An 11,697-nucleotide genomic window follows, 5' to 3' on the forward strand; every position below is an offset into this window, starting at 1 on the left:
CACTCAACTTGAGAGTTTGATTCTGGCTCAGAACGAACGCTGGCGGCAGGCTTAACACATGCAAGTCGAACGACATAGTGGCAGACGGGTGAGTAACGCGTGGGAACGTACCTTTCACTACGGAATAGCTCTTGGAAACGAGTGGTAATACCGTATACGCCCTCCGGGGGAAAGATTTATCGGTGAAAGATCGGCCCGCGTTAGATTAGCTAGTTGGTAGGGTAATGGCCTACCAAGGCGACGATCTATAGCTGGTCTGAGAGGATGATCAGCCACACTGGGACTGAGACACGGCCCAGACTCCTACGGGAGGCAGCAGTGGGGAATCTTGCACAATGGGCGAAAGCCTGATGCAGCCATGCCGCGTGAATGATGAAGGCCTTAGGGTTGTAAAATTCTTTCGCTAGGGATGATAATGACAGTACCTAGTAAAGAAGCCCCGGCTAACTTCGTGCCAGCAGCCGCGGTAATACGAAGGGGGCTAGCGTTGTTCGGAATTACTGGGCGTAAAGCGCACGTAGGCGGACTTTTAAGTCAGATGTGAAATCCCAGGGCTCAACCCTGGAACTGCATTTGAAACTGGAAGTCTAGAGACCAGGAGAGGTTAGCGGAATACCGAGTGTAGAGGTGAAATTCGTAGATATTCGGTGGAACACCAGTGGCGAAGGCGGCTAACTGGACTGGTACTGACGCTGAGGTGCGAAAGTGTGGGGAGCAAACAGGATTAGATACCCTGGTAGTCCACACCGTAAACGATGAGAGCTAGTTGTTGGCAGGCATGCCTGTCGGTGACGCAGCTAACGCATTAAGCTCTCCGCCTGGGGAGTACGGCCGCAAGGTTAAAACTCAAAGAAATTGACGGGGGCCCGCACAAGCGGTGGAGCATGTGGTTTAATTCGAAGCAACGCGCAGAACCTTACCTACCCTTGACATCCCGATCGCGGTTTCCAGAGATGGATTCCTTCAGTTAGGCTGGATCGGTGACAGGTGCTGCATGGCTGTCGTCAGCTCGTGTCGTGAGATGTTGGGTTAAGTCCCGCAACGAGCGCAACCCTCATCCTTAGTTGCCATCACGTTTGGGTGGGCACTCTAAGGAAACTGCCGGTGGTAAGCCGGAGGAAGGTGGGGATGACGTCAAGTCCTCATGGCCCTTACGGGTAGGGCTACACACGTGCTACAATGGCAGTGACAATGGGTTAATCCCCAAAAACTGTCTCAGTTCGGATTGTCGTCTGCAACTCGACGGCATGAAGGTGGAATCGCTAGTAATCGTGGATCAGCATGCCACGGTGAATACGTTCCCGGGCCTTGTACACACCGCCCGTCACATCATGGGAATTGGTTCTACCCGAAGACGCTGTGCTAACTTCGGAGGCAGGCGGCCACGGTAGGATCAGTGACTGGGATGAAGTCGTAACAAGGTAGCCGTAGGGGAACCTGCGGCTGGATCACCTCCTTTCTAAGGATGTTCCGGATTGTCTTGCTCACGCGAGGCTCTGGAACTCTATAGACAGTCCACTTTGATGGACAAAACAAATGCGGCTATCGCGCCGTCTCCGTTTCTCTTCCTTCGTTCGTTGTTTGAGCTTGCATTCGGCAGGCTCGGGCACTAAGCGAGCCCCGCGGGCGCTATTACGCCTGTCTTCGACTAAGACCGCGATGGGCCTGGCCCTGAGTAGTCACGGGCCGGTAGCTCAGGTGGTTAGAGCGCACGCCTGATAAGCGTGAGGTCGGAAGTTCAACTCTTCCTCGGCCCACCATCGAAGCCTGCGGTTGCGCAGGGCAGGGTAGCGACCTGGCAGTTGCCAGTTATACGGGGCCATAGCTCAGTTGGGAGAGCGCCTGATTTGCATTCAGGAGGTCGTCGGTTCGACTCCGTCTGGCTCCACCATCGCCTTTAGCGAACGAAAGAAGTTTATCCGTTTCCGGAGCATTTGCTTCCGGGATATTTGTCATCGTAAGGGAAAGATTGATCCGGCTGGATCGCTGCTCAGAGCCAAGTGCTCATAGTGGTCCAGCTTCAGCCGAACAGTGCGCTGCCGCAAGGTAGTTGCATCAAAGGGTCAGTCTGCAAGAAACCAACATGTCTGATCGAGATCCAGTGTGTGGACCGCAAATGCGTTTTCCACTGCACATGGATTTCAAAAACGATCAAGCGTCAAAAGGGCATCCGGGGGATGTCTTGGCGGTAAGAGGCGATGAAAGACGTGGCACTCTGCGATAAGCACCGGGGAGGCGAGAGCATCCTTTGATCCGGTGATTTCTGAATGGGGAAACCCACCTCCGAGATGTTGGATAATTCGAGCGCTTCGGCGCTCGACGTGTCTAACATTTCAATAGTGAGGTATTTTAATCTGAATACATAGGGTTAAAAAGCGAACCCGGGGAATTGAAACATCTAAGTACCCGGAGGAAAGGACATCAATTGAGACTCCGTTAGTAGTGGCGAGCGAACGCGGACCAGGCCTGGTCTGAAATAAGGAGAAGTATCTGGGAAGGTACGCCATAGTGGGTGATAGCCCCGTATCCGTAAAATGAAGACCTTTTAGAGTAGGGCGGGACACGTGAAATCCTGTCTGAACATGGGGGGACCACCCTCCAAGCCTAAGTACTCCTTACCGACCGATAGTGAACAAGTACCGTGAGGGAATGATGAAAAGTACCCCGATGAGGGGAGTGAAACAGTACCTGAAACCGGATGCCTACAAGCTGATGGAGCTCTTCGGAGTGACATCGTACCTTTTGTATAATGGGTCAGCGACTTAGTGTTGCGTGCAAGCTTAAGCCGTTAGGTGTAGGCACAGCGAAAGCGAGTCTGAATAGGGCGACTGAGTACGTAGCATTAGACCCGAAGGCAAGTGATCTAGGTATGGGCAGGCTGAAGGTGCGGTAACACGCACTGGAGGGCCGAACCGTTGAGCGTTGAAAAGCTCTCGGATGACCTGTGCCTAGGGGTGAAAGGCCAATCAAACTTGCTGATAGCTGGTTCTCCGCGAAATCTATTTAGGTAGAGCGTCACGATTAGACTCTGGGGGGTAGAGCACTGAATGGGCTAGGGGTCCTCACCGGATTACCAAACCTTCTCAAACTCCGAATACCCAGAAGTTATGCGTGGCAGACACACGGCGGGTGCTAACGTCCGTCGTGAAAAGGGAAACAACCCAGACCGCCAATTAAGGCCCCCAAGTAATAGCTAAGTGCGAAACGATGTGGAGGTGCTGAGACAATCAGGAGGTTGGCTTAGAAGCAGCCATCCTTTAAAGAAAGCGTAACAGCTCACTGATCAAGCGCCTCTGCGCGGAAAATGTATCGGGACTAAAGTTATTCGCCGAAATTGCGGACTCAGTAATGAGTGGTAGCGGAGCGTTCCGTAAGCCTGTGAAGGTGAACCGTGAGGTTTGCTGGAGGTATCGGAAGTGAGAATGCTGACATGAGTAGCGACAAAGAGGGTGAGAGACCCTCTCGCCGAAAGACCAAGGGTTCCTGCGTAAAGCTAATCTGCGCAGGGTTAGCCGGCCCCTAAGGTAAGGCCGAAAGGCGTAGCCGATGGGAACCACGTTAATATTCGTGGGCCAAGGGATGAGTGACGGATTTCGAAAGTTGTAGACCCTTATTGGATTGGGTCTGCGGCCTGGAAGTTCCTGGAAATAGCCTCCCTATTAGACCGTACCCGAAACCGACACAGGTGGTCAGGTAGAGCATACCAAGGCGCTTGAGAGAACTATGTTGAAGGAACTCGGCAAATTACCTCCGTAACTTCGGGAGAAGGAGGCCTCAACTTGGGCAACCAGGATTGAGGGTCACAAAATTGGGGGTTGCGACTGTTTATCAAAAACACAGGGCTCTGCGAAGTCGCAAGACGACGTATAGGGTCTGACGCCTGCCCGGTGCCGGAAGGTTAAAAGGAGAGGTGCAAGCCTTGAATTGAAGCCCCGGTGAACGGCGGCCGTAACTATAACGGTCCTAAGGTAGCGAAATTCCTTGTCGGGTAAGTTCCGACCTGCACGAATGGCGTAACGACTTCCCCACTGTCTCCAACATAGACTCAGCGAAATTGAATTCCCCGTGAAGATGCGGGGTACCCGCGGTCAGACGGAAAGACCCCGTGAACCTTTACTACAGCTTCACAGTGGCATTAAAGAACTTATGTGTAGGATAGGTGGGAGGCTTTGAAGCAGTGTCGCCAGATGCTGTGGAGCCAACCTTGAAATACCACCCTTAATTTCTTTGATGTCTAACCGCGTCCCTGGATGGGACCGGGACCCTGTGTGGCGGGTAGTTTGACTGGGGCGGTCGCCTCCTAAAGAGTAACGGAGGCGCGCGATGGTAGGCTCAGAGCGGTCGGACATCGCTCGTTGAGTGCAATGGCATAAGCCTGCCTGACTGTGAGGGGGACACCCCGAGCAGAGACGAAAGTCGGTCATAGTGATCCGGTGGTCCCGAGTGGAAGGGCCATCGCTCAACGGATAAAAGGTACTCCGGGGATAACAGGCTGATGATGCCCAAGAGTCCATATCGACGGCATCGTTTGGCACCTCGATGTCGGCTCATCACATCCTGGGGCTGGAGCAGGTCCCAAGGGTTCGGCTGTTCGCCGATTAAAGTGGTACGTGAGCTGGGTTCAGAACGTCGCGAGACAGTTTGGTCCCTATCTGCCGTGGGTGTTGGATACTTGAGAGGATTTGTCCCTAGTACGAGAGGACCGGGATGAACACACCTCTGGTGGACCTGTTGTGGCGCCAGCCGCATTGCAGGGTAGCTATGTGTGGACTAGATAACCGCTGAAAGCATCTAAGCGGGAAACTAACCTCAAAACCAGGTATCCCTGAGAGCCGTGCAAGACCAGCACGTCGATAGGCCGGGTGTGGACGCGTGGCGACACGTGAAGCTAACCGGTACTAATTGCTCGATAGGCTTGATTGTTGAAATTCATGTGTAGTTGAAAGCGTATTTGCTTCTACACAAACTCGATTAAAGAACATGTTGGTTCATATTCCCTGACTGGTTTCCGCCGACCCGGTGGTTATGGCAGGGGGTCCCCACCCGATCCCATTCCGAACTCGGTCGTTAAGCCCCCTTGCGCCAATGGTACTACGTCTTAAGGCGTGGGAGAGTAGGTCGCTGCCGGGTCCGCAGAGCCCAGTCATCTGTCTTGCAGACATATCTTTCTACTTACGACGATTTTGGCCGTATACGGCCTGCCGCCGAGCTTGCTCTGGCGGATCTGTCCGGCCCTCGCGGCCGGATTTGCATTTCAGGGGCAGGTCTCCTAAGTGTAATACATACTGACGCGGGATGGAGCAGCCCGGTAGCTCGTCAGGCTCATAACCTGAAGGTCGTAGGTTCAAATCCTACTCCCGCACCCAAAAAGCCCCTGAAATCCTCGCGGATTTCGGGGGTTTTCCTGTTTCTGGAGCTAAATTTTCCGGAAAGTATCAGTAATGAGGTGCCTGGATCGGGGGAGAGGGGAGCAATCCGCCTGCGAGTTCCTCGCCAGACGTCTCTTCAATGTCCGAAATGGTCGGTACGGATCTGGTCACAAGCTCCTTTGCTTGCGCAGCTGACATGCCAGAGGAGGCAAATGGATTACGCTGGGCTGTGCCAGCCGCATCTTTCAGTTCGCAGCGGGAATTTCCGGCGCTGTTACTCTTCACGAAACTCCATGCGACGCAGGCTTCATCTGCTGTGCAGAGTGCCTGGCAGGCCTCGGCCGTGTCTGTGAAGCTGTAATCATACGTGCCGCCAAACCGGTAAACGCCTCTTTCGGGTTCTACGGGAGGCGCGGCAACGGCCGTTGCCGCAGGTAGCGCCAGGCAGGCCAAGGTTAGCATGACAGGGAAGGGGCGCATGGCATCCACTCGCTAGACGTGTCTGTGAAACTAGAAGCGGCGGCCTTAAGGAAAGGTTCCTTGCAGGGCAGATCAGCTGCCGGCAAGCGCCTCGCGTCTTTCCTCGATCTCCAGCCACTCCATTTCGATCATGTCGAGCTCTTCACGTGCCGCGCCCGTGCGGGCTGAGGCCTTTGCGAAGCCGTCAGGGTCACGTGTATAGAAATCCGGGTCGCCCAGCTTCTCTTCCAGTGTCTTGATCTCCGTCTGCAGCTTGGGGATCAGATCGTTGATCTCTTTCTGGCGGTGCTCGTCTTTGAAGGAAAGTTTCGTCTTGGGTTTCGGCCGTTGTGCATTGTCTGTTCTGGATTTTTCCGCCTTTTGGGCATTTGCCTCATCCTTGCGGAAATGCTTCAGCTGGTCTTGCGCGTCGCTCCAGCCCCCGGCTGTGACAACCCATTTTCCATCGCCCACAGGGCACAGGCAGCTGGTCACAGTCGAGTCCAGAAAGGCCCGGTCGTGGCTGACCAGGATCAGCGTGCCATCATAATTCAGCAGCATGTCTTCCAGAAGTTCCAGCGTCTGCATGTCCAGATCGTTGGTCGGTTCGTCCATCACCAGAAGATTTGAAGACTGGGCAAGCCCGATGGCGAGCGCCAGTCGGTTCCGCTCCCCGCCAGACAGCGCCCCAACAGGTTGGCGCAGCTGTTCCGGCTTGAACAGGAAGTCTTTTGCATAGGCGGCCACATGGCGCTGATTGCCCTGCACCATGATGGAATCTCCGCCCCCTGGGGCCAGTGCCTCCCATACCGTATCTGTCGGGGTCAGCGTGTCGCGGGTCTGGTCCTGATAGGTCACCTGCAGGGTCTTGGATTGCCGTACACTGCCGGAATCCGGTTCAATCTCTCCCAGCAGAAGGCGTACAAGCGTCGTCTTGCCCGCACCATTAGGGCCGATAATGCCGATACGGTCTCCGCGCAAAATGCGTAACGACAAATCCGCCGCGATCACCAAGGGGCCTTTGGGCGTATCGAAGGTCTTGGAAAGGTCCTTTGCCTCGATCACTTTCTTGCTCATGGAATCGCCGGTGCTGACGGAGAGGTCTGCCGTGCTCTTGCGATCCTGCAGCGCGCTGCGCATTTGCGCATGCTGAACGCGCATCTGTTTCAGGCGGGCAAGGCGGCCCTGGTTCCGCTTGCGCCGGCCGGTGACGCCGCGCGCCAACCAGTGCTGTTCATCTTTCAGCTGCGTCGTCATGCGGCGCATCTGGCGTTCTTCTTCCACCTCGATCTGCTCGGCCCATTCGTCGAACTTCACATAGCCTTCCGGGCTTTTCAGCACCTTGCCCTGGCGTAGCCACAGCGTGTTGGTGGAGACATTCTCCAGAAAGCGCCGGTCGTGGCTGACCAGCAGGACGACGCCGTTAAAGCCCTTGAGGCGCGTTTCCAGCGCTTCAATCATCGGCACATCCAGATGGTTTGTCGGCTCGTCCAGCAGCAGAACATCGGGGTCTTGCGCGAAGGCCTTGGCCAGCGCCGCACGGCGTTGCTGCCCGCCAGACAGGGTGGAGGGATCGGCGCTGGCCTCAACACCAAATTCCATCAGCTCCGCTTCGGCCATATAAGCCGCTTCCAGCCCATCCGAGGCATAGTCCAGCACCGTGTCAAAGCCGGAAAGATCCGGCTCCTGCGCGACGATGGCATAGGTGATGCCGGGTTGACGCCAGACCTCGCCGGAATCGGCCTCCACCTTTTCCGAGATGATCTTCATCAAGGTGGACTTGCCTGCGCCATTGCGGCCCACCAGCGCCACGCGTTCGCCCTTGGAGAGGGAGAAGCTGACGCCTGTGAACAGGGGTTGTCCGCCAAAGGACAGGCGAAGGTCATTCAGGGTGATCAAGGGAGGTTGTGCCATGTGCGCGATGTAGCGCGCCGAGGGGGGCGACGCTAGGGGGCGTGCTGTCCGAAGGGGTAGGCTCGGCGGCCAATTGTGTTGAAAACACAGAGGAAACGCCGTGTTTCAATCTGAAACTGGAACGCGAAGACTAGCCGAGCGCGGCGATTTCTTCCGCTGTCAGATGCCGCCAGTCGCCCACTGGCAGGTCGCCCAGTGTGAGCAGGCCAAAGTTGGCGCGGTGCAGGGCCTCGACATGGTTGCCGGCCGCGGCGAACATGCGGCGCACCTGATGATAGCGGCCTTCGGTCAGCGTCAGTCGCGCGGTGCGCTCGCCTGTAATCTCAAGTGTGGCGGGCAGCAGGGGCTTGTCCTCTCCGCGCAGCATCAACTCTCCACTGGCGAACAGGTCTGCCTCATGGCCTTCCAGCGGCCGGGCAAGGGTTGCATCATAGGTTTTCGGCATGTCGGATTTCGGCGAGATCAGCCTGTGCAACAGCTTGCCATCATCCGTAAACAGAAGAAGCCCGGTGGTGTCAGCGTCCAGCCGCCCGACAGTGGAAAGCGCGGGCGTGCGCTTCAGATAGCGCGGCGGCAGCAATTCATAGACAAGGCGGCCCTGGTCCTGGCGAGAGCAGGTAAGGCCCGCCGGCTTGTTCATCAGGATGACCATGCCGGGCGGCGGGTCGACCGGCGCTCCATCAAAGCGCAGCGCATCGCCTTCGCCTGTCACGCGGCCCTTGCGAATGGCGGCCTCTATTTCCTTGCGGCTGCCATAGCCGAGGTTCGCCAGATATTTCGCAAGCTGACGATCGGCCTTCATCAGCGTTTCCGCTTGGGCTTTTCGGCGCGGATGATCTTGTAGCCGCCTTCGTCTTCCAGCATCTCATGGCCCTTGAAGCATTCGCCCAGCACCTGCTCATAGGGCAGGTGGCGGTTGGCGACGAGCCAGAGCTGGCCGCCGGTCTTCAGGGCGCGAGAGGCGGCGCGGATGAAGTCTTGCCCCAGCGAGGCCGCATCGGCGCGGCCAACATGGAAGGGCGGGTTCATCACGATGAAGTCATACAGGCGCTCGCCTGCATCCTTCGTCGCATCGGCCCATTTGGCGTCCCAGTTCTCAAACTCTGCCAGGGTCTTGTCCATGCAGGCAAGGGCGCGGTGCTCTGCTTCCAGCAGGGTCATATGCTCCACCTTCGGACAATTGGAGAGCACTTCGCGCGAAAGGAAACCCTGGCCTGCGCCAAAGTCTGCGCCATGGCCCTTGATATATTCCGGAATGCTGTCGGCCAGGATTTCAGAGCCTGCATCCACGCGGTTCCAGCTGAACAGGCCGGGACGGCTCCACAGGCCGCTGTCCATCTCCTGCGGTGAGTCGATGGCGATCCACTGATCGATCAAGGCATGATTGATCTGTGTGCTGTCCTTGACGGTCCAGAAGGCGCGGCACTTGTTCTTGGACAGGCTGTCCGTCTCGCCCGCGATCTCGGCCAGAATTTTCTCATTCGTCTTCGCGCCCAGTGTATTGGGCAGGCAGGCCAGAATGATGCCGCCTTCGGGCGCATCGCGCAGGGCGCGAGCGAACAGGCCGCGGGCCTCGTCCTTCTGGCGCGGCGGCAGGATCAGCGTCAGCGCCGTGGCTGGGAAAGTCTCCGTTTCCGGCGGCAGCATGTCAAAGCCTGCTGCTTTCAGCGCGTCATGATCCGGCTTGAAACTGTTCTGGCAGACAAGCCGGTCTTTCGGCAGGCCGGAAAGATGCGGCGAGGCTTCGGCGCGCAGGAACAGAACCGGCCCTGTGTCCGGCATCTCGACAGACCCGTCTTCCAGGGCCAGCATCAGGGTTTCGTAGACAGCTGTATCAAACATGCGCGCTGTTTAGGGGTTTTGGGCGGCGCGGGGAAGAGGCTTACTGCCGGATCACCCGCACCTTCTTGCCATCCGGACTGCGCCCGCCAGAGGCGGTTTTGAATGCCTGGGCCAGGCCCCGATAGAAGGTAATGCGCTCTTCGGCCTCTTCGCTCATTTCCAGGCCTTCTTCTGCGCCCAGCAGGGGCTCAGGCTTCATGCCGCTATGGGCGATGGTCATCACATCAGACCACAGATCAGCCGGCAGGCCGCCGCCTGTCACATGGTTCATCGCGCTGTCATCATCATTGCCGACCCAGACGCCGCCAACATAGGCGCTGGTAAAGCCGATGAACCAGGCATCGCGCCAGTCCTGGCTGGTGCCGGTCTTGCCCGCCACGGTCCAGTTGGGGATCTTCGCCCTACCGCCCGTGCCGACACGGCTGTTCACCACGCGGGTCAGCATGGCGTTCATCTCCTTGGCGTATTCATAGTCATAGACGCGGTCGCGGTTATAATCAGGCCGCTCATACAGAATGTCGCCGCGGGAATTCTCGATACGGTCGATCAGCCACGGGTCCAGCCGTTCGCCACCAGACTGGAATGTGCCAAAGGCGCGCGTGATTTCCCACAGCGAGACTTCCTGGCTGCCCAGGGCGATGGAGGGGAAGGGCTTCAGCTCTGTCGTAATGCCAAAGCGGTGGGCCAACTGGATGACATTCTCTTCACTGACTTCCTGCCCAAGCTCCGCCGCGATCGTATTGATGGAGCGTGCAAGCCCTTCGCTGAGTGTCATTGGCCCCAGATAATTTCCGGTATAGTTGGACGGCTGCCACTTGCCGATGGACAGCGGCGCATCCTGGAACACGTCATAAGGCGTAAAGCCGTTCTCCAGCGCGGACGCATACACGAAGGGTTTGAACGCAGAGCCCGGCTGGCGGCGAGACTGGGTCACGCGGTTGAACTCTGACGCCTTGTAATCCACCCCGCCAATCAGGGCGACGACGCGGCCATTCTTGTCGATCACCAGCGCGGAGACCTGAGACGCCTTGGAGGCCTTGCCGTCTTTCTCGATGCGCTCTGCCAGTTTCGCCTGGATCGTTTGCTGCATCTGCGGATCGATGGAGACGGTGACCACCAGATCCCCCGGAATACGTGGCAGCATGGCCTTCAGGCGCTCTGCCGCTGTATCCAGCGCATAGCCGAATTGCGGGTCATAGGCCGGCGGATCAATAATGGTGATCGGCGCTTCGCCCGCTTCCAAGGCCTGTTCAGGCGTTATGAAGCCAAGGTCTGCCATTTCGGACAGCACATAGCGCTGGCGGGATTTTGCGCCTTCGAGGTTCTCTCGCAGGTTCAGCTTCGACGGCGCCTTGGGCAGGGCAGCCAGAATCGCGGCTTCGGAAATGGTCAGGTCTTCCGGCGGCTTGCCGAAATAATAGCGCGCGGCGGCGTCAATGCCGTACAGGCCTGCGCCGAAATAGACCCGGTTCAGATAGAGCGACAGGATCTGATCCTTCGTCATCTTCTTTTCCAGCGCGCGGGCCAGCTTCATTTCCTGCGCCTTGCGGGAAATCGTCTGCCGGCTATCCAGCACCAGATTCTTGATCAGTTGCTGCGTGATGGTGGAGGCACCGGAGACCGTTTCCCCGGCCCGCATATTGGACCAGGCCGCGCGGGCAATGGCCGCGTCGTCTGCGCCGTCATGCTCGTAAAAGCGTTTGTCTTCCGCGGCGATGAAGGCCTGCGGCACGTGTGGCGGCAGGCGGCTGATATCGGTGGCCCTGCCATAGCGGGGCCCGCGCACATCCAGCGTATTGCCATTCCGGTCCACGAATTCGATGGCCGGCTCGCGCTTGGCGTCCCACAGCTCTGACACTTCAGGCAGGCTGGGCATACCGGCATAGAGAGAGCGCCATTTCCACAGGCCCCAGCCCGCTGCGACCAGCAGGACGAACAGCAGGGAAAGCGCCAGATATTTGCCCGGTCCGCTACGCACGAACGCGAAGCGTTTTGAGGGCACCTTTATGGCGCGCGCGGATTTTCGGGGGGCTGTTTTGCCTGCCATATCTGCCGATTACCTGAATGCCATGCGTAAACAAGAGAATTGACTGAGGAATTAGGCAAGGAAAAG

The 11,697-nt window shown here is 57.5% G+C and carries 5 protein-coding genes, 3 tRNA genes and 3 rRNA genes; 6 read left to right on the forward strand and 5 right to left on the reverse strand.

Features of this window, described 5'->3' with window-relative positions; genetic code table 11:
* The first annotated feature begins 4 nt into the window (after positions 1-4).
* From HY29_RS14650 to HY29_RS14675, 6 genes are all read left to right on the forward strand, one after another.
* Positions 5-1,459: ribosomal RNA gene (locus tag HY29_RS14650) — 16S ribosomal RNA — on the forward strand.
* Positions 1,460-1,683: 224 nt separating this feature from the next.
* Positions 1,684-1,760: transfer RNA gene (locus tag HY29_RS14655), tRNA-Ile, on the forward strand.
* Between the two features lie 55 nt (positions 1,761-1,815).
* A tRNA-Ala gene (locus HY29_RS14660) sits at positions 1,816-1,891 on the forward strand.
* A 258-nt stretch (positions 1,892-2,149) separates the two neighbouring features.
* Positions 2,150-4,923, forward strand: a 23S ribosomal RNA gene (locus tag HY29_RS14665).
* Between the two features lie 92 nt (positions 4,924-5,015).
* A 5S ribosomal RNA gene (gene rrf / locus HY29_RS14670) occupies positions 5,016-5,130 on the forward strand.
* The 16S, 23S and 5S rRNA genes sit together here with 3 tRNA genes alongside, the layout of an rRNA operon.
* Before the next feature lie 159 nt (positions 5,131-5,289).
* Positions 5,290-5,366, forward strand: a tRNA-Met gene (locus tag HY29_RS14675).
* A gap of 69 nt (positions 5,367-5,435) precedes the next feature.
* Here the strand turns inward: HY29_RS14675 and HY29_RS14680 are convergent.
* From HY29_RS14680 to HY29_RS14700, 5 genes are all read right to left on the reverse strand, one after another.
* Positions 5,436-5,849: a PAN domain-containing protein gene (locus HY29_RS14680; protein WP_034798234.1), complete on the reverse strand. Its 414-nt coding sequence runs from the start codon at positions 5,847-5,849 to the stop codon at positions 5,436-5,438.
* Between the two features lie 72 nt (positions 5,850-5,921).
* Positions 5,922-7,751: an ABC-F family ATP-binding cassette domain-containing protein gene (locus HY29_RS14685; protein ID WP_422119931.1), complete on the reverse strand. Its 1,830-nt coding sequence runs from the start codon at positions 7,749-7,751 to the stop codon at positions 5,922-5,924.
* A 121-nt stretch (positions 7,752-7,872) separates the two neighbouring features.
* Complete coding sequence (locus HY29_RS14690) at positions 7,873-8,544, reverse strand: pseudouridine synthase (RefSeq protein WP_034798238.1); 672 nt, start codon at positions 8,542-8,544, stop codon at positions 7,873-7,875.
* A complete protein-coding gene (locus HY29_RS14695) occupies positions 8,544-9,584 on the reverse strand; it encodes a class I SAM-dependent methyltransferase (protein WP_034798241.1) in 1,041 nt (346 codons plus the stop codon). The genes HY29_RS14690 and HY29_RS14695 overlap by 1 nt, the downstream gene beginning before the upstream one ends.
* A 40-nt stretch (positions 9,585-9,624) precedes the next feature.
* Positions 9,625-11,631, reverse strand: a complete 2,007-nt coding sequence (locus tag HY29_RS14700) for a transglycosylase domain-containing protein (protein WP_051601573.1) — start codon at positions 11,629-11,631, stop codon at positions 9,625-9,627.
* Positions 11,632-11,697: the final 66 nt, after the last annotated feature.

It is taken from the genome of Hyphomonas beringensis (assembly GCF_000682755.1).
GTDB classification, from domain to species: domain Bacteria; phylum Pseudomonadota; class Alphaproteobacteria; order Caulobacterales; family Hyphomonadaceae; genus Hyphomonas; species Hyphomonas beringensis.

What these genes read in the sequence shown, in the direction of transcription:
- HY29_RS14690 (WP_034798238.1), bottom strand. Translation starts at nt 8,544, where the DNA reads ATGAAGGCCGATCGTCAGCTTGCGAAATATCTGGCGAACCTCGGCTAT.
- HY29_RS14700 (WP_051601573.1), bottom strand. Translation starts at nt 11,631, where the DNA reads ATGGCAGGCAAAACAGCCCCCCGAAAATCCGCGCGCGCCATAAAGGTG.
- HY29_RS14695 (WP_034798241.1), bottom strand. Translation starts at nt 9,584, where the DNA reads ATGTTTGATACAGCTGTCTACGAAACCCTGATGCTGGCCCTGGAAGAC.
- HY29_RS14680 (WP_034798234.1), bottom strand. Translation starts at nt 5,849, where the DNA reads ATGCGCCCCTTCCCTGTCATGCTAACCTTGGCCTGCCTGGCGCTACCT.